General features: G+C 72.9%; 19 protein-coding genes. 13 read left to right on the top strand and 6 right to left on the bottom strand.

Features of this window, described 5'->3' with window-relative positions; all coding sequences use genetic code 11:
- Positions 1–108: 108 nt before the first annotated feature.
- Positions 109–414, bottom strand: a complete 306-nt coding sequence (locus ABD832_RS05455) for an HGxxPAAW family protein (protein ID WP_344889270.1) — start codon at positions 412–414, stop codon at positions 109–111.
- Between the two features lie 250 nt (positions 415–664).
- Between ABD832_RS05455 and secA the strand changes: the two genes are divergently transcribed.
- Positions 665–3,478 (top strand): preprotein translocase subunit SecA, encoded by a 2,814-nt coding sequence (gene secA, locus ABD832_RS05450; RefSeq protein ID WP_344889267.1) that lies wholly within the window; start codon positions 665–667, stop codon positions 3,476–3,478.
- Between the two features lie 191 nt (positions 3,479–3,669).
- Here the strand turns inward: secA and ABD832_RS05445 are convergent, their stop codons facing one another.
- The 3 genes from ABD832_RS05445 to ABD832_RS05435 form a co-directional block, all read right to left on the bottom strand.
- Positions 3,670–4,308 carry an Rv3235 family protein gene (locus ABD832_RS05445; RefSeq protein ID WP_344889264.1) on the bottom strand — a complete coding sequence of 213 codons (639 nt, stop codon included), beginning with the start codon at positions 4,306–4,308 and terminating at the stop codon, positions 3,670–3,672.
- Positions 4,309–4,529: 221 nt separating this feature from the next.
- Positions 4,530–6,074, bottom strand: coding sequence for a PTS transporter subunit EIIC (locus ABD832_RS05440; protein ID WP_344889261.1), 1,545 nt, complete (start codon positions 6,072–6,074; stop codon positions 4,530–4,532).
- Between the two features lie 189 nt (positions 6,075–6,263).
- Positions 6,264–7,004: a GntR family transcriptional regulator gene (locus ABD832_RS05435; protein WP_344889258.1), complete on the bottom strand. Its 741-nt coding sequence runs from the start codon at positions 7,002–7,004 to the stop codon at positions 6,264–6,266.
- Positions 7,005–7,164: 160 nt separating this feature from the next.
- Here ABD832_RS05435 and ABD832_RS05430 point away from each other — a divergent pair, with 160 nt between their 5' ends.
- The 7 genes from ABD832_RS05430 to nagZ all read left to right on the top strand — a co-directional run bounded on the left by ABD832_RS05430 (position 7,165) and on the right by nagZ (position 13,289).
- Positions 7,165–8,199 carry an SIS domain-containing protein gene (locus tag ABD832_RS05430; protein WP_344889255.1) on the top strand — a complete coding sequence of 345 codons (1,035 nt, stop codon included), beginning with the start codon at positions 7,165–7,167 and terminating at the stop codon, positions 8,197–8,199.
- An 81-nt stretch (positions 8,200–8,280) separates the two neighbouring features.
- Positions 8,281–8,517 (top strand): PTS sugar transporter subunit IIB, encoded by a 237-nt coding sequence (locus tag ABD832_RS05425; RefSeq protein ID WP_344889252.1) that lies wholly within the window; start codon positions 8,281–8,283, stop codon positions 8,515–8,517.
- Between the two features lie 43 nt (positions 8,518–8,560).
- Positions 8,561–9,016: a PTS sugar transporter subunit IIA gene (locus ABD832_RS05420; RefSeq protein WP_344889249.1), complete on the top strand. Its 456-nt coding sequence runs from the start codon at positions 8,561–8,563 to the stop codon at positions 9,014–9,016.
- Positions 9,017–9,131: 115 nt separating this feature from the next.
- Positions 9,132–9,797: an HAD family hydrolase gene (locus tag ABD832_RS05415; RefSeq protein WP_344889246.1), complete on the top strand. Its 666-nt coding sequence runs from the start codon at positions 9,132–9,134 to the stop codon at positions 9,795–9,797.
- A 50-nt stretch (positions 9,798–9,847) separates the two neighbouring features.
- Positions 9,848–10,105 carry an HPr family phosphocarrier protein gene (locus tag ABD832_RS05410; RefSeq protein ID WP_344889243.1) on the top strand — a complete coding sequence of 86 codons (258 nt, stop codon included), beginning with the start codon at positions 9,848–9,850 and terminating at the stop codon, positions 10,103–10,105.
- Positions 10,102–11,784 carry a phosphoenolpyruvate--protein phosphotransferase gene (gene ptsP, locus ABD832_RS05405; RefSeq protein WP_344889240.1) on the top strand — a complete coding sequence of 561 codons (1,683 nt, stop codon included), beginning with the start codon at positions 10,102–10,104 and terminating at the stop codon, positions 11,782–11,784. The genes ABD832_RS05410 and ptsP overlap by 4 nt, the downstream gene beginning before the upstream one ends.
- A gap of 119 nt (positions 11,785–11,903) precedes the next feature.
- A complete protein-coding gene (gene nagZ, locus ABD832_RS05400) occupies positions 11,904–13,289 on the top strand; it encodes a beta-N-acetylhexosaminidase (protein WP_344889238.1) in 1,386 nt (461 codons plus the stop codon).
- A gap of 150 nt (positions 13,290–13,439) precedes the next feature.
- On the opposite strand, the gene ABD832_RS05395 is transcribed toward nagZ, so the two are convergent.
- A complete protein-coding gene (locus ABD832_RS05395) occupies positions 13,440–13,583 on the bottom strand; it encodes a hypothetical protein (protein WP_344889235.1) in 144 nt (47 codons plus the stop codon).
- 66 nt (positions 13,584–13,649) lie between these two features.
- Positions 13,650–18,248, bottom strand: coding sequence for a cation-translocating P-type ATPase (locus ABD832_RS05390; protein WP_344889232.1), 4,599 nt, complete (start codon positions 18,246–18,248; stop codon positions 13,650–13,652).
- A gap of 170 nt (positions 18,249–18,418) precedes the next feature.
- On the opposite strand from ABD832_RS05390, the gene ABD832_RS05385 reads away from it, so the two are divergent.
- From ABD832_RS05385 to ABD832_RS05365, 5 genes are all read left to right on the top strand, one after another.
- A complete protein-coding gene (locus tag ABD832_RS05385; protein ID WP_344889229.1) occupies positions 18,419–20,128 on the top strand; it encodes a hypothetical protein in 1,710 nt (569 codons plus the stop codon).
- A gap of 607 nt (positions 20,129–20,735) precedes the next feature.
- Entirely contained in the window at positions 20,736–21,380 is a 645-nt protein-coding gene (locus tag ABD832_RS05380) for an HAD family hydrolase (protein ID WP_344889226.1), read from the top strand.
- Positions 21,381–21,575: 195 nt separating this feature from the next.
- Entirely contained in the window at positions 21,576–22,082 is a 507-nt protein-coding gene (locus ABD832_RS05375) for a DUF6912 family protein (RefSeq protein ID WP_344889223.1), read from the top strand.
- A 51-nt stretch (positions 22,083–22,133) separates the two neighbouring features.
- Positions 22,134–22,754, top strand: a complete 621-nt coding sequence (locus ABD832_RS05370; protein WP_344889220.1) for an HAD family hydrolase — start codon at positions 22,134–22,136, stop codon at positions 22,752–22,754.
- 176 nt (positions 22,755–22,930) lie between these two features.
- Positions 22,931–23,665: an HAD family hydrolase gene (locus tag ABD832_RS05365; RefSeq protein ID WP_344893328.1), complete on the top strand. Its 735-nt coding sequence runs from the start codon at positions 22,931–22,933 to the stop codon at positions 23,663–23,665.
- Positions 23,666–23,711: the final 46 nt, after the last annotated feature.

Genomic DNA, 23,711 nt, shown 5'->3' with positions numbered 1-23,711 from the left:
CAGCCGGCGCCGCCGGTGCGGTCCCCGGTCGCGGCGCCGGTGCCGGCCGGTGGCGGCGAACGGCGACCTGACGCCGCCGCCGGTCCGGCTCCCGGTCGTGACGCCCGGTCAGTCGAGGACGGCGCCGCCGGCGGTGCCCTCGCTCGTGTTCGCACGCGGGGCGTCCACGACGACGTCGGAGAAGACGTTGAAGACGAGCGTCAGCACGCCGCCCATGGCGCAGACCCCCGCGCCCATCCAGAAGACCGTCCAGTTCGGGCCGATGCACAGGGCGACCCCGCCGATCGCGAAGCCCAGCAGGATCACGGTCACCGCGAGCCAGGACGACGCCCTGCCGCCGTGGCTGCCCTCGGGTGTCTCCCTCGTGCGAGGGTGTCCGGCCTCGGTGGCCCTGGGGTTCTCTTCCGCCGTCACGGCCGCTCCTTCAAGATCCGGCGACACCTCCGAAGATCGATCATTACGGAAGTGGCGAACTCCGACATACCCTTTAAAGCTGGTCGTACTCTCTCAAAGAAGAGGGCAAGGAACTCCGTGGGCCACAAGCGCGTCTTTCAGGGTGGCTGTGTCTGGTGGCGGAACCGCCTACGATGGCAGCGGAGAACCATGTCTCGTCCTCAGCCGGGCCGGTCCGGCCGCGGAAGACCTGCGAGGAGCTTTACCTAAAGTGCCAGCCTTTCTCGATAGAATTCTTCGCGCCGGCGAAGGCAAGCTTCTGCGTAAGCTCAAGCGGATCGCCGACCAGGTCAACTCCATCGAAGACGACTTCACGAGCCTGACCGACGCCGAGCTTCGCGCGCTCACCGACGACTACAAGAAGCGCTACGCCGAGGGCGAATCCCTCGACGATCTGCTTCCCGAGGCTTTCGCCACCGTCCGCGAGGCCTCCCGGCGGGTGCTGGGCAAGCGCCACTTCGATGTGCAGATCATGGGCGGGGCCAACCTGCACATGGGGAACATCGCGGAGATGCGCACCGGTGAGGGCAAGACCCTCACCTGTACGCTGCCCACCTACCTCAACGCCCTGACGGGCAAGGGCGTCCACGTCATCACGGTCAACGACTACCTGGCCAAGCGCGACGGCGACGAGATGGGCCGCATCCACCGCTTCCTGGGCCTCGAAGTGGGCGTGATCCTGGCGAACATGCCCGCCGACGAGCGCCGCAAGCAGTACAACGCGGACATCACGTACGGCACGAACAACGAGTTCGGCTTCGACTACCTGCGCGACAACATGGCCTGGTCGCTCGAGGAGTGCGTGCAGCGCGGCCACCACTTCGCCGTGGTCGACGAGGTCGACTCGATCCTCATCGACGAGGCCAGGACGCCGCTGATCATCTCCGGTCCCGGCGAGCAGTCCGGCAAGTGGTACTCGGAGTTCGCCAAGATCGTTCCCCGGCTCCGCAGGGGCACCGAGGGCAAGGACGGCGAGGAGAACACCGGCGACTACGCCGTCGACGAGAAGAAGCGCACCGTGGGCATCTTCGAGTCCGGCGTGGAGAAGGTCGAGGACTGGCTCGGCATCGAGAACCTCTACAAGCCCGAGCACACCCACCTGGTCGGCTTCCTGAACAACGCGCTGAAGGCCAAGGAGCTCTACAAGAAGGACAAGGACTACATCGTCGTCGACGGTGAGGTCCTGATCGTGGACGAGTTCACCGGTCGCGTCCTGCACGGCCGCCGCTACAACGAGGGCATGCACCAGGCCATCGAGGCGAAGGAAGGCGTGAAGATCAAGGACGAGAACCAGACCCTCGCCACGATCACGCTGCAGAACTACTTCCGCCTCTACGAGACGCTGTCGGGCATGACCGGTACGGCGGCGACCGAGGCCAACGAGTTCCACCAGACCTACAAGCTCGGCGTCGTCCCGATCCCGACCAACAAGCCGATGATCCGCAAGGACCAGGCCGACGTGGTCTACAAGACCGAGGACGCCAAGTTCCTGGCCGCGGTCGAGGACATCAAGGAGCGCTACGACCGGGGACAGCCCGTCCTGGTCGGCACCACCAGCGTCGCCAAGTCCGAGCGCCTGGCCAAGGAGCTCAAGCGCCGGGGCGTCAAGCACGAGGTGCTCAACGCCAAGAACCACGCGCGTGAGGCGGCGATCATCGCCGAGGCGGGCCGCAAGCACGCCGTCACCGTGGCCACCAACATGGCCGGTCGAGGCACCGACATCATGCTCGGCGGCAACCCCGACTTCCGCGCCGACCTGGAGCTGCGCGGCCGCGGCCTCGACCCGGTCGAGACCCCGGAGGAGTACGACAAGGCCTGGGGCGAGGCGCTGGAGAAGGCCAGGGCGGCCGTCCAGGCCGAGCACGACGAGGTCACCGAGCTCGGCGGCCTGTACGTCCTGGGCACCGAGCGGCACGAGTCGCGGCGCATCGACAACCAGCTCCGCGGTCGTTCCGGCCGTCAGGGCGACCCCGGCGAGTCGCGCTTCTACCTCTCGCTCGAGGACGACCTGATGCGGCTGTTCAACTCGGCCAGGGTCGAGATGATCATGACGCGCCTGAACATCCCGGACGACGTGCCGATCGAGTCGGGCATCGTCTCCAAGGCCATCGCCTCCGCCCAGCACCAGGTCGAGCAGCAGAACTTCGAGATCCGCAAGAACGTCCTGAAGTACGACGAGGTGATGAACCGGCAGCGCAAGGTGATCTACGCCGAGCGTCACCGGGTCCTGGAGGGTGCCGACCTTCGCGACCAGATCCGCGGCTTCGTCAACGACGTGATCGACGAGTACATCACGGCGGCCACCGCCGAGGGCTTCGCCGAGGAGTGGGACCTCGACAAGCTCTGGAAGGCGCTCGGCCAGCTCTACCCGATCGGCATCACGATCGACGAGGTCGTCGAGGAGGCCGGCAGCCGCGAGGAGCTCACCGCCAAGCTCCTGGAGGAGCGGGTGAAGGCCGACGCGATGGCCGCCTACGACCGTCGCGAAGAGGAGATCAACGCGCAGGCCATGGACCCGGAGGGCATGCGGGTCCTGGAGCGCCGCGTCATCCTGTCGGTCCTCGACCGCAAGTGGCGCGAGCACCTGTACGAGATGGACTACCTCCAGGAGGGCATCGGCCTGCGCGCGATGGCTCAGCGCGACCCGCTGATCGAGTACCAGCGCGAGGGCTTCGAGATGTTCACCCAGATGCTCGACGGCATCAAGGAGGAGTCGGTCGGCTTCCTGTTCAACCTCGAGGTCGAGGTGCAGAGCAACCCGATCGTCGAGGAGGCCGACCCCTCCGAGGACGCGGCGATCGCGGAGGCCCGCTCGATCATCGCCCGCGGCCTGCGCGGCCCGCAGCGTCCGTCCGAGCTGGAGTACACGGCCCCGGGCGAGAGCGGCGAGGCCGAGCACACCAAGGTCAGCACCAAGGCCCAGCGTGACGCGTACGGCAACGTCGAGCGCAACGCCCCGTGCCCCTGCGGCTCCGGCAAGAAGTACAAGCGCTGCCACGGCGACCCCAGGCACGTCGAAGCCTGATCGCCGCCCAAAGGGCCCGCACGTCACCGTGCGGGCCCTTCGGCGTGTCACGGCCCCCTGTGCCCCTTGTGTCACGGCCCCTTGTGTCACGGGCCCCTGTGTCACAGCCCCCTGTGTCACGGCCGTTCGTGTTGCGGCCCCTTGTGTCATGACCCTTTCGGCGTGCCACGGTTCCTGTGGTGTGCCGGCGCTCAGGGGGTCGTCTCGACCTCGACGCAGAGCCACCGCACGCCCCTGCGCTCCAGCCTCAGGGCCAGCACGCGCGAACGGTCGCCGCAGTCGACCACGGCGCACATCTCCACCACCCCGGTCTCCGGCCGGGAGACGTGCGTCCTGCCCGCCCTCGGAAGGCGCGTGCACCGCATCGTCCCTCCCTTGCGGGCCAGCTCGGCCTGGGTCCTGGCGGTCAGGTGGGCCGACACGCTCGCCGGGGGACGCCTCCCGGCCAGGATCTCTGCGACGGCCTGGACGAGGGTCCACAGCCACCGGTCGTCGGGGGGCGCGCCCGGCGACCTCGTACCCGCGGGATTCGGGGTTCTCGTGGCGGGACTCGCCGGGGTTCTCGTGGCGACGGGCCTCGGCGGCCCCGGCGGCCTCGTCGGTGCGGGGTCCGGCGCCTCGGGGGCGGGACCCCGGCGCGCACCGCCGATCCGGGCCACCGGGGGCGGGGGCTCCTGCGCCACCGGGCCGAGGGCCAGGGCGAGGGTCCCCTGCACGTACGGCGGTGCGGCCGAGCCGTCCCCGCCGTGGCGATCGTCGTCGTAGGGAGGCTCTGCGGCCGGGGACGGCGCGAGGCGGGGAAGCGTGGGCAGGCGTCGGGGGGATGACATGGGCGACTCCGTGATGGCCGGCTCATGGGCGGTGAAACTCACACATCAAGGAGGTTCCGGCCCGCCGTCCAGATACGCCGCCCGCCAACTTCCGTGAGATCCCGGTGGTTTCGTCCTGGTCGGCGAGGAAGGTCACCCCAGGTTGGAGTGGCCGGTCGCGGTGACGAGCGGGTTCCGGCCCGAGCGGTGATCGCCGGCGGACGCCCGGAACCGCCCCCGGACTACCCGGACCCGCCAGGCCCGGAAGCCCGGGGAGCACCGGCAGGCCCGGGAGGCGGGGTGGCGGAGCCCACGGGTGGAGTGGACGTCACGGGCCTGGCGGGCTCGGCGGGAGCGGTGACCCCGGTGGCCCCGGTGGCCCCGGTGGGTTCGGCGGTCGGAGCGGATGTCACGGGCTCGGCGGGGGCAGTGGGCTCAGCGGACTCGGTGGGCTCGGGGGGAGCGGCGGTGACCGCGGGGGACTCGCCCGAGTCGACGTCGGGCTCGGGCTCCCGGCCGGGGGTCATGATGTTCAGCCTCCTGATCAGGAAGCTGAACCCGGTGTAGTAGACCACCGCGTAGACCAGCCCCATCACGATGATGATCGGTATCCCCTGGGCGTTGGGCGCCGTCCCGTACAGGACCAGGTCGATCAGTCCCGAGGAGAAGCTGAAGGCGAGCTTGGCCCCGAGGGCGGAGGCCAGGGCCAGGGAGACACCGGTCAGCACGATGTGGATCACGAACAGGACCGGCGCGACGAAGATGAAGGCGAACTCGATGGGTTCGGTGATCCCGGTGAGGAACGCGGTGAGCGCCGCGGAGATCATGATCGAGCCGACCGCGGTGCGCCGGTGCGGCGGCGCGGCCCGCCAGATGGCGAGCGCGGCGGCGGGCAGGCCGAACATCAGGACGGGGTAGAAACCGGCCTCGAAGCCGCCGTGGCCGACGGCGCCGTTGTTGAAGCAGATCAGGTCGCCGGCGAGCCGCTTGCCGTCCACCACGCACTCGGGGACCTGCGTCCAGATGACGTTGTTGACGATGTGGTGCATCCCGAGCGGGAGCAGGGCACGGTTGACCATGCCGTAGATGCCGGCGCCGAGCTCGCTGTTGGAGGCGAGCCAGGTCCCGCCGGCGCGGACCCAGCCGCCGAGCACCGGCCAGACGGCACCGAGGAACACGCCGATCACCAGCCCGGCGAAGGCGGTCAGGATCGGCACCAGGCGGCGCCCGCCGAAGAAGGCCAGCCAGGTGGGCAGCCTGGTGCGGTGGTAGCGCTGCCACAGCAGCGCCGACACCAGGCCCATGACGATGCCCCCGAGCACCCGGGTCGGGTTCTGCGCGCCGAGGTCGAGCACCACGTCCGGGACGCCCGGGGTGCTCCTGTCGAACACCTCGACGGTGATGGACTCCCGCATGCCGGCGTCGAAGAGGATGAAGAACATGTTCATGCTGACGGCGTGGAAGACCAGGTAACCGACCAGGGCGGCCAGCGCGGTGGAGCCGTCGGCCTTGCGGGCGAACCCGATGGCGACGCCGATCGCGAACAGCACGGGCAGGTTGTCGAACAGGGCGCCGCCCGCGGTGCCGACGATACGGGCCACGTCGTCGAGCAGCGCGCTGTCGCTCCGGCCCAGCAGGTCGTCCTGTCCGAGCCGGAGCAGCAGGCCCGCGGCCGGCAGGACCGCGATCGGCAGCATCAGGGAGCGTCCCAGGCGCTGGAGCACGCTCATCGCGGCGGACCCGGCCGGGGCGGCGGGCAGGCCCGCGTCCGCCGAAGGAGGACTCATACGGGCATTTCCTCCAAGGCTGGAAGGGAGGAGGTCGGCGGGGCCGGTCACCCGGAGCGGTCCTTCGAAAGGAGGGACCGGTCACGAGGGGCGGCGATCGGCGGGACCGGCCGCCGGGACGGACCGGCGGGACGGGCTCACTGGACGGGTTCGGGGGACGGGCGGGGACGGATCCGCGGGCGACCGGGGTCAGCCGCGGCGGGCCGGTGTCTCCAGGATGGTACGGAGCTGGTAGCGGTCGGCGCGATAGGTGGAGACGCCGAGTTCGGCGCAGACGCCCCCGGCGAAGGACCGCCGCTGGAGCAGCAGCACGGCCCCGCCGCGCGGCAGCTTCAGCAGGTCCGCGTCCCCGGGGTCGGCGATGCCGCCGTCGATGGTCAGCTCGCCGGCGTCCAGCACCAGGCCGTACCGGGTCTCCAGCAGGGCGTACAGGGAACGGCCCGTCAGGTCGTGGGTGTCCAGGTCGGGCGCGATCGAGACCGGGATGTGGGCCCGCTCGATGCACATGGGCTCGTCGGCCGCGGTCCGCAGCCGCTCGATGAAGTGCACCTCGTCGCCGGGCCGGATGCCGAGCTCCCTGGCCAGGTGGGCACTGGCCCGGACCACCCGGCGGTCCAGGTCGCGGGAGCCGGGCTCCATGCCGCGGGCACGCATCTCATCGCTGAAGGAGGTGAGCCGCAGCGACATCTCGATCTTGGGACGGGCCACGAAGGTGCCCTTGCCGGCGACCCGCTGGAGGCGGCCCTCGGAGACCAGGTGGTCGACGGCCTGCCGCACGGTCATCCGGGACAGGCCGAAGCGCTGGCACAGCTCGCGCTCGGACGGGATCGCCGTGCCGATGGCCAGCTCGTTGTTCTCGATCAGGTCGAGCAGGATCTCCCGTAGCTGGAAGTACTTGGGGACCGGGCTGTCCGGGTCGATGTGCGCCATGAGATTCCTCCCCCCTCGATCTGAGATGACTGATGAGTTATGGTTCGTACTGGTCTAGTCCGGACTAGACCACAGGCCGGAAAAGGGTGTCAACGTACGGACCGGCGACGGATCGATAACGGCCCGATCTCGTCCGTCCGAACCGAAGGATGAGCGCGAGATGACCACCAAGATGCGCAGCGAGATCGCCGAGCAGCCCGCTGCGTTGAGAGCCACGCTCGACGCACTCCTTCCCAGGACCGCGGAGGTGGAGCGGCTCGCGGGGCAGACCCGTCAGCTGCTGTTCATCGCCCGCGGCACCTCGGACAACGCCGCAGTCTACGGCCGCTACCTGGCCGAGGCGCACACGGGCAGGCTCTCCACCCTGGCCGCCCCCTCGATCGCCACCACCTACCGGCGCAGGCTGGACCTGGACGGTGTGCTGGCCGTCGCGCTGTCGCAGTCGGGCCGTACCGAGGAGATCGTCGAGACCCTGACCTGGGCCAAGGACTGCGGGGCCCGGACCGTGGCCATCACCAACGGCGGCGAGGGCACCCCCCTCGCCCAGGTCGCGGACCTCGCCCTGTGCACGGTGGCGGGCGAGGAGAAGGCCGTCCCGGCGACCAAGACCTACACCACCGCGCTCGCCGCGCTGGCCGTGCTCGCCCTCGGCCTGGGGGCCGACGTCGACCCCGGGGACCTGCGGCGGGTCCCGGACGCGGTGGAGAAACTGATCACCGACCCGGGCGACCTGGAGGCGATCGTCGAGGGCCTCGCCGACAAGCCGGGCGTGGTGGTCTCCGGCCGCGGGCTGGCCTTCTCCACCGCGCTGGAGCTGGCGCTCAAGCTCAAGGAGGCGTGCTACCTGCACGCCATGGGCCTGTCCTACGCCGACCTGCTGCACGGCCCGATCGCGGTGGTCGACTCCGACACCCCGGCCCTGCTGGTCGCGGCCGGTGACGGGCCGACCCTGGCCGGTACGGTGGCGCTGGCCGAGCGGGTGACCGGCGCGGGGGCGGCGGCGTACACGGTCGGCGGCGGCACCGCGCTCTCCTCGGTCGCCACCGCCGCGCTGAACGGCCCCGACCTGCCCGAGTGGGTGGCCCCGATGGGCCTGATCGTCCCGGGTCAGCTCCTCACCGAGGCGCTGGCGCGACGGCTGGGGATCGACCCCGACGCCCCGCGCGGCCTCAACAAGGTGACGCAGACCGACTGACGCCGGCGCGGACCGGCGGGTGCCCGCCTCCTCTAGCCTGTTCATGGCCTGGGAGCAGGATGGCCACGATTGGAGGGCGACATGGCGGCCGACGCCGACGCGATCATCGCTGGACTCGGTGGTGCGGGCAACATCATCGAGATCGAACCGTGCATCACCCGGCTGCGCACCGAGGTGCGCGACGCCTCCAAGGTCGACCAGGCGGCCCTGCGCGCGGCCGGTGCGCACGGCGTGATGGCCGCGGGCAACATCGTCCAGGTGGTGGTGGGTCCCGAGGCCGACACGATCGCCAGCGACATCGAGGACATCATCGGCTGACGGGACCGTCCTCGCGGGCGGCGGGCGTGCCGAGGGGAGTGCGGTGACCACGGTTCTGGCACCGGTCACGGGGGTGGCCGTCAGGCTCGGCGCGGTGCCCGACCCGGTCTTCTCCGAGGGCCTGGTCGGCTCCGGCATGGCGATCGAGCCGGACAGGACTCCCGGCCCGGTGGTCGCCCCCATCGCGGGCACCATCGTCAAGCTGCACCCGCACGCCTTCGTCGTCGTCGGCGACGACGGCCGCGGGGTCCTGGTCCACCTGGGCATCGACACGGTCGAGCTCAGGGGCGAGGGGTTCGAGCCGCTGGCCGCCGAGGGCGACCGGGTGCGCGCGGGACAGCCGGTCATGGCGTGGGACCCGGCCCGCATCGAGGCGGGCGGGCGCCATCCCATCTGCCCGGTCGTGGCGCTGGAGGCCGCGGCGGGCACCGTCTCCGGCTTCGCGGCGGGCGCGGTGGCCGCGGGGGACGGGCTCTTCGAGTGGGACGACCCGGCCTGAGGGCTCGCGTCCCGCGGGAGCGGCGGGGATGCTGGAAGGGCGAGCGGGAACGAGACGGACGACGACCGATGACGAACGACGACCGATGACCGACGACGGGGAAGGAGGACCCGCCATGGAACCGGCCATGCCGGCCGCGGGAGGGCGGACGAAGGCGGCGCTCTTCGACCTGGACGGGACACTGATCAACAGCGAGCGGCGGAGCATGGCCATGTGGTCGATGCTGCTGGAGCGGCACGGGGTGAGCCACGACGAGACCGTGCTGCGCGAGTTCATGGGACGGCGCGGCCGCGACGTGCTGGCCGAGCGGGCCCACCTCTTCCCCGGCAGGGAGGTCGAGGAGCTGATCGGTGAGGTCCTCTCCTTCAAGGACCATCCCGGCCTGCCCGACATCGTGCCGGTCCCCGGAGCGGCCGAGCTGATCCGCGGCGTCGCGGCGTACGGCTCGCCGATCGCGGTGGTCACCTCCGCGGGCCGTGACTGGGCCGAGGAGCGGCTGGCCCAGATCGGCGTCCGCGACCTGCTGGACACGCTGGTGTCCGCCCTGGACGTCACCAACGGCAAGCCCGACCCCGAGGGCTTCCTGCTCGCCGCGGCACGCCTGTCGGTGGATCCGGCAGACTGTGTCGTGTTCGAGGACTCCATCGCCGGGATCGCGGCGGCCAAGGCGGCAGGCATGGCCTGCGTGGGCATAGCGACGACCCACGAGGGCACGGACCTGGCCGCGGCCGACCTCGTGGTCGCGGACCTGACGGGGGTCACCTGGCCCCCGGGCACATGAACGACGAGCCGCGCGGTCCCCACCGCACGGCCGAACCGCAGGAGGAACACGTGGCCGAGCGCCAAGTCACCGTCACATCAGAGGTCGGCCTGCACGCCCGGCCCGCCGCGACGTTCGTGCAGACGGCGGCCAAGGCGTCCCTGGACGTCACCATCGCCAAGGGATCCGGTGAGCCGGTGAACGCCAAGAGCATCCTGTCGGTCCTCTCGCTGGACGTCAGGGAGGGCGACATGGTGGTGATCAGGGCCGAGGGCGAGGGTGCCGACGAGCTCCTCGACCGGCTGGCCGGGATCGCGTCGGCGCCGTGAGCGCGCTGGCGGGGGTGGGTGTGAGCCCGGGGGTCGGTCTCGGCCCCGCCTACGTGCTCGCGTACCGGGCCCCCGTCCCGGAGCCGGGATCCCGGCACGACGGGGACGCCGCCGCGGAGCTGGCCGGTGCCGTCCGGGCGCTGGAGCGGGTCGCCACCGACCTGGAGGAGCGCGGCGCCAGGGCCGGGGGCGAGGCCGCGGGCATCCTGGAGGCCCAGGCCATGATGGCGCGCGACCCCGGGCTGGCCGCCGGGGTGGCCGAGCTGATCGAGGCGGGTACCGCCGCGGCCCGCGCGGTCCACGAGGCGTTCGGCCGCTACCGGGAGGTGCTCGCCGCCGCCGGTGGCTACCTCGCCGCGCGCGTCGCCGACCTGGACGACGTCAGGGACCGGGCCGTCGCGGTGATCGAGGGCCGTCCGATCCCGGAGCTGCCCACCGGGGACGGGGAGCCGTACGTCCTCGTCGCCCGGGACCTGGCGCCCGCGGACACCGCGCTGCTCTCGCGGGACGTGGTGGCCGCCTTCGTCACCGAGCAGGGCGGCCCGACCAGCCACACCGCGATCCTGGCGCGCGCCATGGGGGTCCCGGCCGTGGTCGCCTGCCCCGGGGCGACCTCGATCCCGTCGGGCACCCCGATGCTGGTGGACGGCACCTCCGGCCTGGTGCGGACCGCACCCTCCGGCGAGGACGTCCTCGCCGCGCGCGACGCCGACGCCGCGCGTCAGGTCGCGCTGTCCGCCGTCACCGGCCCGGGGAGCACCGCCGACGGGTACGCCGTGCCGCTGCTCGCCAACGTCGGCGGGCCGCACGACGTGGCCGCCGCGCTGGAGTACGGGGCCGAGGGGATCGGGCTCTACCGGACCGAGTTCCTCTTCCTGGACCGTGCCGAGGCGCCGTCGGCGGCCGAGCAGGAGGCCGCCTACCTGGAGGTGCTGGACGCCTTCCCGGGCGGCAGGGTGATCGTGCGGACCCTCGACGCGGGCGCCGACAAGCCCCTGGCCTTCCTGCCGCCGGGCGAGCACGAGCCCAACCCGGCCCTGGGGGAGCGCGGGGTCCGGCTGCTGCGGGCGCACCCGGAGGTGCTGGCCGCCCAGCTGACGGCCCTGGCCGCCGCCGCGGCGCGCTCGGCGGGTGCGCTCCGGGTGATGGCGCCGATGGTGGCCACCGCCGAGGAGGCCGCATGGTTCGCGGCCGCCTGCGACGCGGCCGGGCTGCCGGCGGCGGGCGTGATGGTCGAGGTGCCCTCCGCGGCACTGCGCGCCTCCGACCTGGCCGCGCACGCGGGCTTCCTCTCGGTCGGCACCAACGACCTGACCCAGTACGCGCTCGCCGCGGACCGGCAGCTGGGCGCGCTGACCGGCCTCCAGGACGCCTGGCAGCCCGCCGTGCTCGACCTGGTCGCGCTGGCCGCGGGAGGAGCCGCCGAGCACGGCAGGCCGTGCGGGGTGTGCGGCGAGGCCGCGGCGGATCCGGCGCTCGCCTGCGTGCTCGTCGGGCTGGGGGCCACCTCGCTGTCGATGTCCGCACCCGCGCTGCCCGCCGTGCGGGCCGCGCTGTCGCGACACACCCGGGAGCAGTGCGTCCTCGCCGCGGGGGCCGCGCGTGCCGCGACCGGCCCCGAGGACGCGCGCGCCGCCGCCCGTTCCCACCTGCCGGGCCTGGCGGACCTGGCCCTGTGAGACGGGCGGCCGGGTGCGCGGCGGACCTGGCCCGATGAGACGGAGAGCAGGGTGCGCGGCGGACCGGCGGCGGGCGCCGGGGCGTCCACCCGGATAGCGTAAGCGTCATGTTTCGGTGGATGCGTGTGACGGGAATCGCGGCGACCGCGTCGGTGGTGTCGGTGGTGTCGGTGGTGTCGATGGCGGCCGGGTGCGCCGGTTCGGTCAGGACGGCCCCGCCCGCGGCCGGCGTCACCGGGCCGGGCGGGACCCCGGCGAGCTCCGGATCGTCCGGTACGGCGGACGGCACGGGCACCGGGGAGGCGCCGGCGAGCCCCACGGCCCCGGCGACCGCCGCCACCCCGGCGGCGCGGTCGCGGGACGTGGAGGCGGTGCTCGCCTCGATGACCGTGGAGGAGAAGGTCGGCCAGCTCTTCATGCCCGTGCTGTACGGCCAGGCGGCCGACACCGTCTCGGGTGAGAACCAGGCGCGGTTCGGCGCGAGCACCCCGGCGAAGGTGGTCGCCCGTCACCGTCCCGGCGGGGTGATCCTGTTCCCCTGGGCGGGCAACATCAAGAGCGTCCGCCAGGTGGTGGCGCTGACCAACGGGCTGCAGAAGGCGTCGCCGGAGATCCCGCTGCTGATCGCCGCCGACCAGGAGAACGGCAGGGTCTCGCGGCTCGCGCCGCTGGTCACCGACCTGCCCGGGGCCGCCACGATCGGCTCCACCGGGGACGCCTCGCTGGCCCGGCGGGCGGCCGAGGTGACCGGGACCGAGCTGCGCGCGCTGGGGATCAACCTCGACTTCGCGCCGGTGGCCGACGTCAACCTCAACCCGCGCAACCCGGTGATCGGCCCGCGCGCGTACGGCTCGGACCCGAAGAAGGTGGCGCCGATGGTGGCCGCCGCGGTCCGGGGGTTCCACGACGCCGGGATCGCGGCCACGGCCAAGCACTTCCCCGGCCACGGCGACACGAGCGTCGACAGCCACACCGGGCTGCCGGTGATCAAGCATTCTCGCGCGCAGTGGAGCAGGCTGGACGCGCCGCCGTTCGCCGCGGCCATCGGCAGGGACGTCGACGCGATCATGACGGCGCACGTCGTGATGCCCCGGCTGGACCCCTCCGGCGACCCGGCCACGCTCTCCAGGCCGATCCTGACCGGCCTGCTCCGCGAGAAGCTCGGGTTCGACGGGGTCGTCTCGACCGACGCGCTCGACATGGAGGGCGTGCGGAAGAAGTACGGGGACGGGCAGGTGGCGGTACGGGCGATCCAGGCGGGGGTGGACCTGCTGCTGATGCCGCCGGACTACGACGAGGCCCACCGGGCGGTGCTGGCCGCCGTACGGTCCGGGAAGATCTCCGAGGCGCGGCTCGACCAGTCCGTCCGGCGCCTGCTGAAGCTGAAGGCCGCCCGCGGCCTGCTGGGGAAGGCGCCGGTGGCCGACCCCGCCAGGGCGGAGCGGGTGCTGCGCTCGGCCGAGCACCGCAAGGTCGCCCGGCTCATCACCTCCAGGGCGCGCTGAGCGGGACGGGACCCGGGATCGGGCGGGCTCGGGCCCGGTCTCGGGCAGGTCCGGTGTCGGGCGGGGCCCGAGGCCGGTCGGGGCCGGGACCAGAGGCAACCCGGGACGGACGAGGCCCGGGATCGGGCCGGATCCAGGCCGGGGCCCGGGTCAGGCGAAGCCGAGGTTGCCGTTCCTGCCGAGGTTGCCGGTCCTGGAGAGCGAGGTGATCAGCGACTGGACGATGCGGGTGAGGAGGGCCTCGAGCAGCATCACGACCGCCTTGGCGAGCACGGTGGAGAGAAATCCGGACATCAGGGCCTCACAGTGAGTAGGAACACTTAAGGCGATAATTCATACCAAACGTGTCCAAGTCACCTATCAACAGGTTGCTGTTCGGTGAACGTTCGGTGACGTCCCCTGCGTGGCGGCCTGGAAGGCCACGGCCGCCGCGGTCGTGGCGGCCGCGCTGCCCAGGGCGATGATCCATCCCGTCGGGCCGAGGACGCGGCAGCCGAAGAACCGGCACAGGCCGGGCACCGAGACGGTCAGGCCCAGCACGGCCAGGGAGACCAGGGACGCCAGCACCACCATGCGGTCCCGGCTGCCCAGGACCAGTGTCTGGAGAAGCTGCGTCGCCACCAGCGCGACCAGGCCCATGGTGTCCGCCCGGCCGCGCGTGCCGGTCATCCGGCCGATCGCCCAGGCCGCGCCGGCCGCGCTCGCCGTGGTGACGGCGCGGAGCTGGATGTCACGGGTCAGGGAGGCGCCCAGCGAGGCCTCGGGCCCCTCCTGGAGGAGTTTCTCGGGGCTGGCCGCCGCGGGGGGACGGGCCGCGACCGCCATCGCGGGCAGCATGTCGGTGAGCAGGTTGACCAGCAGGAGCTGGCGGGTGTTCAGCACGTTCGCGCCGCTGATCAGGCTGGACCCGACCGCGAAGACGATCTCGCCGATGTTGCCGCCGAGCAGGATGCTCAGCGCGTCGCGGACCGAGCTCCACATGGCCCTGCCCTCGATGATCGCGTCCACGATCGTCTCGATGCGGTCGTCGGTCACCACGATGTCGGCGGCCGACCGGGCCGCCGGGGTGGCGCGGGAACCGAGGGCGATCCCCACGTCCGCGCCCCGGATCGCGGGGGCGTCGTTGGCGCCGTCCCCGGTGACCGCGACGACCTTGCCCGCCCGGCGCAGGCAGGCGACGATCCTGGCCTTGTGGGCCGGGGTGGTCCTGGCGAAGACCGTCACGTCGGGCAGCGCCTCCACCAGCGTGTCGTCGTCCAGGTCGTCCAGCTCGGGGCCGGTCATGACCCGCCCGCCGTTCAGCACGTTCAGCTCGGCGCCGATCGCCTCGGCGGTGCTCGGGTGGTCGCCCGTGATCATCACGATGCGCACGCCCGCCCGGCTCAGGCGGCCGACGCTCTCGGCCGCGGTGGGCCGTACCGGATCGGCCAGGCCGAGGAACCCCAGGAAGCGCAGGTCCTGGATGCGGGACTCGTCCAGGTCGCGGCGGTCGGAGGCGGCGCGTTCGGCGACCGCGAGCACCCGGTAGCCCCGCCGGGCGAGCTGGTCGAGCTCCTTGTCCAGTTCCGCCTCGACGACGTCGGTGAGCGGCACCACCCGGCCGTCGCGCAACACGCTCGAACAGCGGGTGACCACGATCTCGGGGGCGCCCTTGACGCTGAGCAGCGGTCCCGAGCCGCCCGTCCCGAGCACGGCGTGGTAGCCGCGTCCCGGCTCGAAGGGGAGTTCGTCGATCCGTTCCCAGGCCCCGTCCTCCTCCGGCGTCACGCCCAGCCGCTCGGCGCCGTTCAGCACGGCCCGGTCGGTGGGGTGCGGGACCGGCCGCCCGTCGTCGTGCCGCGGCCCGGCCCGCAGGCCCGCCGCCACGATCTTCCTGAGCGCGGGCGTCAACGCCTCGACGGGACGCTCGTCCTGCCCGTCCGAGACGCACCTCAGGCTGATGCGTCCCTCGGTGAGTGTGCCGGTCTTGTCGAAGCAGAGCACGTTCACCCGGCCCAGGGCCTCGATCGTGGAGGGGTTGGGCACCAGGGTGTTGCGCGTCGACAGCCGCCGGGCGGCGGCGAGCTCCGCGACCGAGGCGACGAACGGCAGCCCCTCGGGAACCGCGGCGACGGCGAGGCTCACCGCGGGCGCCAGCGCCGCGGGCAGGGACCTGCCCCGCATCAGGTCGGCGACCAGCAGGACCACGCCCGAGCCCACCGCGACCGGCAGGATGCGCCGGCTCAGCGCCCGCAGCCGCAGCTGCACGCCCGAGTCCGGAGGCTGCTCCTGGGTGAGCCTGGCGGTCCTGGCCGCCTCGGTGGACTCGCCCGCCGCGACCACCACGGCCAGCCCGACGCCGGCGGCCACCGTGGTCCCCTCGTAGACCATCGACGTGCGGTCGGCGACGGCAGGCGCGTTGACCGGCGCCGGTGACTTGGCGACGAGCTGGGACTCGCCGGTCAGGGCCGACTCGTCCATCTCCAGGTTCGTCGCCTTGGTCACGCGGCAGTCGGCCGGCACGGTGTCGCCCGCGCGCAGCTCGATCACGTCGCCCCGTACGAGCCCGTCGACGGTGGTGCTCACGGGCTGGTGGGGGCGGCGTACCCGCGCGGGGGTGGCGACCGCCTCGGTCAGCCGGTTCAGCGCCCGGTCGGCGCTGAACCGCTGGCCACCTCCGATGAGCGCGTTGGCGGCCACCACCGTGGCGATCATCGCCGAGTCGGAGACCGAGCCGACCATGGCCGACAGGCCCGCCCCGGCCGCCAGGATCGGCGTCATCGGGTTGACCAGTTCCTCCAGGGACGCGCGGAGCAGCGAGGGCGGGCCCTGCGTGCTCTTCTGCCTCGTCGAGGCCCTGCGGCGCGCGGCCTCGGTCTCGGTGATCCCGCCGGGGGAGGACTCCAGCAGGGAGAGCACGTCCTCGACCGCCATCGCGTGCCAGGGCGTGCGGTCCTCCCGGACCGGGGGCGCCTCCCGGCCGGCGTGCCAGCCCGCCCACTCGCCCGTGGCGATGGCCGCGATCGTCGTACAGTCGTTCACCAGCTGGGCCCTGCCCAGTGCCTGGGCCGACGACCCGAAGGCGGTCAGCGCGCCGCCGATCGTGGTGCCCGCGGTGGTGAGCCACACGGAACGCTCGCTGGTCCTCCTGGCCGGTGCCAGGCAGGTCAGCAGCAGGTGCGCCTCCTCCAGCTCGGCGATCACGTCCGCGTCCCAGGGGGTCCGGCCCGGCCGGCGCGGCACGCCGATGCCCAGGTCGGCCTGGGCCAGCGCGGCCATCCGCCGTGCCGACACCACCGCGACCCCGTGCCCCTGCGCCTGGAGCGTCCGGACCGACCGGGCCAGCCTGGAGCCTCCCGGTACGGTCTCGTCCACCCCGAGCCGCGCGCCGAGCTCGGGCCCGCCGCCGGCCAGCCGCACGGCGCAGCCGCTTCCGGCCGCGGCGACGACGGCGTCCGCCAGCGGATCCACGCCCGGGCTCATGCCGACCAGGGCGACCGGGACGCCCTGCCTCGTCACGCGGACGGCCCGCACGCCCCGGACCTCCCAGCCGGCGGCCTCGGCCGAGACGAGCACGGCCGGGGCCTCGACCGGCTCGGCCGCCCAGCCGTCGCGTTCCCGCCGCGCGCCCGGGTCGGTGAGGTCCAGCAGGGAGTGCAGCCGCGCGTGCAGCCCGTCGGCGTCCGCCTCGTCGCCCAGCGGGACGACACGGTCGATCTCCCAGCAGCCCGTGCCGAGCACGTCGGCGTCCAGGACGACCATGTCGATGCCGTCCATGTGGCGCAGGGCCCGGGCGTCGAGCACGATCGCCCCGCGCCGGGCCAGGGCCCGCCCGATCGCCGAGGCGAAGGACTCCCTGCCCTGTTTCGCGGCCTTGGGCGTGGTCGCGGTGAGCATGGCGACCGACCGGTGCCGGTCGTGGCCGAGAAGCTGGGTCAGGCCGGAGACGCCCGCCGCCGCGGGGCTCGCGGCACGCTCGAACCGCTCCACCGGGCTGTGCCTCAGCGGGGCCGGGCGCGGGCTCTTGGGCGAGCGGATGTGGCGGTAGGAACCGTCGGCGGAGGCCAGCTCGCGCTCGCGCGCGGCCCAGGCCCGGCGCGTGTCGCGTGCCTCCAGGTAGCCGCCGGCGGCGGTGACCGACTGGACGAGCATGCCCAGGGGACGCAGCGCCAGCGTGTGGGTGACGATGTTCGTGGTCACGAGCAGGTCGAACGTGGCCGAGGAACCCAGGCGGCGTTCCAGCTCGGCGCGCACCTTCGGGGTGGACTCGGCCAGGTTCAGCAGGGCGGGGACGATCGCGGGCAGGGCCGGGGCGCGCACGGCACGTCCGGCGATCGTCAGGCCCGCCCCGAGCAGGGTCGCGCCGAGCCGGATGCCGGCCCGCGTGTGACGCTCCACCAGCCTGGCGGCGTGATGCTCGGCGATCATGGAGATGAGGGCCGCGGGTCCCGCCGAGGGGTCCTTCGCGGACGCCGGGTCGTCACCGGGTCCCGGGGCGCCGGTGTCCTCGCTGTCCTCGGTGTCCTCGCTGTCTTCGTCTTCTTCGGTGTCGTCGGTGTCTTCGTCGTCGTCCTCGTCGGTGCCGGTGATGTCGTCGGTGTCCCCGTCGTCGGTGTCCCCGTCGTCGGTGTCCCCGTCGTCGGCGTCGGCGTCGGTGTCCTCGGGGTCATCGCCGTCGAACGCCTCGACCAGTTCGAGGATCTTCTCCAGGTCGATCGAGGCGGGGTCGCATCCCACGAAGACGGAGCCGAGGACGCCGTTCACCTCCGCGCGCTCGATCCCCTCCAGCCGCAGCAGCAGGCTCTCCAGCCGCCGTGCCCTCCCGCGGCTGCCCGGATCGCCGACCGTGCGCAGGTCCACGCGGAGCCCGCCGGGACAGACGCTGCTGCGCCGGGAGCGCGGCAGCAGGCCGCGGACCGCTTCGGGTACGACGCTCCGGAGGGTCTCGGTGGCGGGTGAGAGCAGGCGGGGCATGAACATCCAGAACTCCGGTGGAAGAGATGACGAGGCCGATCAGGCCGCGGTCGCGCATGGCCTGATCGGCCTCATCACGTGATCAGCCGGACGAGCGCCCGCCGGCCGAGCTCCTCGACCGCGCGCCGGACGCCCCGGCCCGGGAGGCGGTCGCCCGGGTCGTGCCAGTCCGGGACGTGGCCGTTCTCCGCGAGCCCCGCGAGGCGGCGGTCCGGGACGTGCCGCTCCCGGCCCGTGCGGTGGACGCCGAGGCCCTGGACGCCGGCTTCGTGGTGCGCGCGGCGGGCTTGGCGGTCCGCGACGCGGGCTTGGCCGTTCGCGAGGCCATGCTCCCGGTCCGGGAGCCGGCGCTCCCGCTCCGGGACGCGGGCTTCGCGCTCCGGCTCCGCGAGGTGCCGGACGCCCGTGAGGTCCCCGACATACCAGACATACCCGACATCTTCGAGCCGCCGGACGCCCGTGAGGTGGACGCCGTCGCCCGGGTGGTGCCGCCGGTGGACCGCGACGTGGCCGCCGAGGTCCGTGCCGTGCCGCTCCTGGTACCGGAGGCGGCCCTCGACGCGGTGGTCCGCGTGGTCCGGGACGCGGCACCCGTGGTGCGCGAGGCGGGCCTCGTGGCGCGTGAGGTGGTGCTCGCCGTGCGAGACGTCGAGCCTGCGGCCCGTGCGGTGGAGCCCGTGGCGCGGGACGCGGTGGTCCTGCTCCGCGACGTGGAACCCGCCGCCCGCGACGCCGGTCTCGTCCTTCCGCCGGCCGAGGCCGCCGTACGGGACGTCGCGCTCCGGGTACGGGAGGCGGGACGTGCCGTCGTCGACGTCGAGGCCGTCGTCCGGGAGGCGGTCCTGGTCCGCGGTGCGGCGGTCCGGGACGTGGTGCCGGTCGTGCGGGACGCGGTGGTGCGGGTCCGCGGGGTGGTGCCCGAGGCCCGGCCGGCCGCCGTCCTGGTCCGGGACGTGGTGCCGGTCGCGCGTGAGGTGGTGCTCGCGGCGCGGGTGGCGGGTGTCCTGGTCCGGGATGTGGTGCCCGTCGTGCGGGAGGTGGCGGTGCGGGTCCGCGGGGTGGTGCCCGTGGTACGCGACGCCGTGCTCCGGCTCCGGGTGGCGGTACCGGTGGTCTTGGACGCGGTGCCCGCGGTGCGCGAGGCGGCCGTCCTGGTCCGGGACGTGGTGCCGGTCGCGCGTGAGGTGGTGCTCGCGGCGCGGGTGGCGGGTGTCCTGGTCCGGGATGTGGTGCCCGTCGTGCGGGAGGTGGCGGTGCGGGTCCGCGGGGTGGTGCCCGTGGTACGCGACGCCGTGCTCCGGCTCCGGGTGGTCGAGCTCCCGGAGGCGGTCCCCGTGGTCTTGGACGTACCGCTTCTCGTGCGGGAGGTGGTGCTCCGGCCGCCCGAGGTCGAACCCGTCGTCCGGGTGGTCCCGCTCGCGCGGGAGGCCGTGCCCGTCGCCCGGGAGGTCGAACCCCCGGTGCGGGAGGCGGCCCCCGTCGTACGGGACGCCGAACCGCTCGTCCGGGAACCGGTGCTCGTGCCGCCGCTCGACGTGCTGCGGGACGCCGTGGACCGTGAGGTCCGGGACGCCGTGCCGCCGGACCGCGAGGCGGTGCCGCGCGAGGCGGAGCCCCCCGTGCGGGAGGCGGACCCTCCGGTACGGGAGGCGGACCCCGCCGAACCGGACCCCGCCGAACCGGACCCCGCCGAACCGGAGCCGGTCATCGCGGAGATCGGGTTCATGCTCTGCGCGGCGGACGCGATGGAGCTCATGGCCCGGGAGGTGCCGGAGGACCGGCCCCTTCCCCGTGCGCGCTGGGCTATCAGCGTCCCCACCCCGATGGCGGCCGCCACCGGCCACTCGATCAGTCCCACCACCGCGAGGGCGCCGAGCCCTCCGTAGTAGGCGATGCGTTCGGCCGGAGGGAGGAACGATGTGGCGGTTTCAGTGGCCTGAGCCGCCCCCCGGGTGTCGACACGTGGCATGCGGACGTTCGGGGGTCGGAGCTGCACGGTCAGCATCGGAAGCTTGAGCGTTAGCGAGTTGCCGTCGCGCTTCCGGTCCGTCGTTGCATTCGTGGCTGATGCGGCCGGTCTCGACGCCGTACGGGCGCGGGAGCGACTCGCCTGAGTTACTGCCATGATCCCTCCTCATGGGAACCGAGGGAAGGTGCGGATGGAGCCCGCAGGAGGTTGATCACGCCTTCTACGTGCGGTTATATGGCACGACTGCCATTCTCATAATCTTCCTCGTATTAGAGCCGCGAAACTCGCACCAGTCCTTGAATCGGATGTTAGGGGATGAATCTCCGGTCAATCACACCCTTCTTGTGTCGTTCCGGGAGAGATACGGCTTGAACTCGCGATGGGATTGCGCGCGCGGACGGACCCCGCCACGACGTGTCGTGACGCGTCACGGCGTCACGGTGCGCGGACGCGGAAGCCGTCCCCGCGCTCGGCCGGTCCGCCGGACGCGTCTACTCTGAAACCCGTTCCATCGAGGAGGACGGATGCTGAAGGGCGTGCTGATCGACTGGGGTGGCGTGCTGACCGTCGGCCTCTCCCAGGCGGTCGCGGAGTGGATCGTCGACGAGAGGCTCGACGCGACCCACTACCGGCAGGTGATGAACGAGCTGATATCGCACGCGTACGAGGGCTCGGGGAACGGGGAGAACGCGATCCACGCGCTGGAGCGCGGTGAGATGTCCGGGCTGGACTTCGAACGTCACCTCGCCGACAGGCTGGTCACCACGGACGGCGTGCCGCCGGAGGCCGAGGGGCTGCTGTCCCGGATGTTCTCCCGCTTCCACAGGGTCGAGCCGATGTACGAGATGCTCCGCGCGGTCCGTGCGGCCGGGTTGCGGACCTGCCTGCTCTCCAACTCCTGGGCGAACGAGTACCCCCGGGAGGGCTGGGACGACGTCTTCGACGAGGTGGTCATCTCCGGCGAGATCGGCATGCGCAAGCCCGAGCCGAGGATCTTCGAGCACGCGCTCGGCAGGATCGGCCTGGCCGGGGAGGAGTGCGTGTTCGTCGACGACATCGAGACCAACATCGAGGCGGCCCGGCGGCTCGGCATCGTCGGCGTGCACCACCGCGAACCCGACCTCACCATCGCCGAGCTGGAGCGCCTGCTCCGGATCCCGCTGCGCTGAGCCGTTCATCAAAGCGGTCGTCACCGCGGATCCCGCTGCGCCGAGCCGTTCGTACGGGCGGTCATCACCGGTCACCCCGTTGCGCCGAGCCGTTCGCACGGCCGGTCATCACCGGGACTCGCCGGTACTGGCACACTCGATGGGTGAATCGGTGCCGAACCGGCGCCGACGTGGGAGAGACAGATCGAGGCATGGATGCGCGTCTACCTGCCGTGTACGCTCCCGGCGCTGGCCCGCGTGGCCGGCGCGGGGGAGCTCGGCCCGGCCCCGCTGACCGGTTACGCGGTGACCCCCGCGCTGATCGAGTGGTACGTCTCGGGTGACACCGAGGAACTGGAGTACGTGGCCCTGACCGAGGCGGCCAGGGCCTCGCTGCGGATGCTGGCGGCCGACCGCGCGGACGGGGTGGAGGTCGCCGCCCGGAGGGTCGTCGTGGCCGTCGACGTACCGGACGGCGACGTCACCGTCCGGCCGGACCTGGAGGAGCGCGCACGGGTACGGCTGGACGCGGCGGTGCCGTCGGCGCGGATCGCCGCCGTCCACGTGGACGAGCCCGAGGCGGTGAAGGACGTCGAGGCCGCCATCGCGGCTCTGCCCGCGGCCGACCTCGGCGACGACGACGCCCGGTTCACCGTGGACGGCGCCGAGGCCAACGAGCTCCTGTGGTACGCCACCCAGGAGATCCCCGACCTGATCGGCTGACCGCGACCCTCCCGGGGTTTTGGCTATTCTTGACGGCATATGAGACACATCGTGTGGGATTGGAATGGCACGCTTTTTCATGACATCGACGCTGTCGTCGGTGCCACGAACGCGGTGTTCGAGCCCTACGGGCTGGGCTCCTACGACGCCGACCGCTTCCGTGCCGTCTACACGCGCCCGATCTGGGCCGCCTACGAGCGCATGCTCGGGCGTCCCCTCCGCGAGGGCGAGTGGGAGGCGCTCGACCTCGGCTTCCATGACAACTACCACCGGCTGATGCTGGAGTGCGGGCTGGCCGAGGACGCCCTCGCCACCCTGGACGCCTGGAAGGCCACCGGGGGCCGGCAGTCGCTGCTGTCCATGTGGGCGCACGAGCGGCTGGTCCCCAAGGTCGCCGAGCTCGGCATCGACCACCACTTCACCCGGATCGACGGCCTGCGCGGCATCCCCGGGGGGCACAAGGCCGAGTGGATGGTGACCCACCTCGCCGCGCTCGGCGTCGACCCGGCCGACGTCCTGGTGATCGGTGACAGCCTGGACGACGCGCACGCCGCCCAGCACGTCGGCGCGCGGGCGGTGCTCTACACCGGTGGCATGACCAGCCGGGCCGACCTGGCGGCCTGCGGGGTGCCGGTCGTCGACACCCTCGCCGACGCCCTCGACCACGCCTAGCGACGCCCCTCTGCTCCGGTCCCGGTCCCGGCAGGCCCCGGGACCGGCACGACCGCCACCATCACCCGCTCGATGTCAGGAAACATCCGGAAACAGGATGGTTTCAGCATCGGAGGCGGTCGCCGGGCGTCCCGGGCCGTACCCTGGGCATCCGCACCCTCTCCGGGAGGCCCCCGATCAACCGCCTCGTTCTGTGGAACATCGACCTCACCCTGGTGGACGTCTCCATCGTCACCCGTGAGGCGTACGCGGAGGCGTTCCGCGCCGTCACCGGACGTCCCCTGGTCAAGCTGACCCAGCCCAACGGCCGCCCGGACTCGGAGATCGTCTTCGAGATGCTCGCCATCAACGGGATCGTCGCGAGCGACGAGCACCTGCCCAGGTTCCTCGACGCGCTGGCCGCGGCCTTCGGAGCCCGGCGCAGGCGCCTGGCCAAGGAGGGCAGGATGATGGCCGGGGCCCGCGACGCGCTCAAGGCGGTGGCGAGGCTCGACGGGGTGGTCCAGTCGGTGCTCACCGGAACGATCAAGAGCAACGCCGCGCACAAGCTGGCCGCGTTCGGTCTCGACAGGTACGTCGACATCGAGATCGGCGGCTACGGCGAGGAGGTCTACCCCAAGGCCACGCTGCTGCAGGTCGCGCAGGGCCGGGCCGGTCGCAGGCACGGGACGGTCTTCGACGGGCGCAACACCGTGCTGATCGGCGACTCGGCCAGGGACGTCCAGGCGGCCAGGATCGCCGGGGCCTCGATGATCGGCGTGGCCTCGGGCAGGTCCCTCCCGGCCGAGCTGCACGAGGCCGGGGCCGACGTGGTCCTGCCCGACCTGTCCAACTCCTCCGAGGTCGTCGCCGCCGTCGCGAGCCTCACCTCCCCGGCCCGCGGCGCCGGTCGTTTCCCCGCGGGCCGCTGACCTGGCCGGACTCTCCTACGTGGGCCTCCCACACGCTCCGGGCGCG

It is taken from the genome of Streptosporangium longisporum (assembly GCF_039534895.1).
Classification (GTDB): Bacteria; Actinomycetota; Actinomycetes; order Streptosporangiales; family Streptosporangiaceae; genus Streptosporangium; species Streptosporangium longisporum.
The sequence above is the reverse complement of the archived record's forward strand: the minus strand, read 5'-3'. Positions and strand labels throughout refer to the sequence as shown.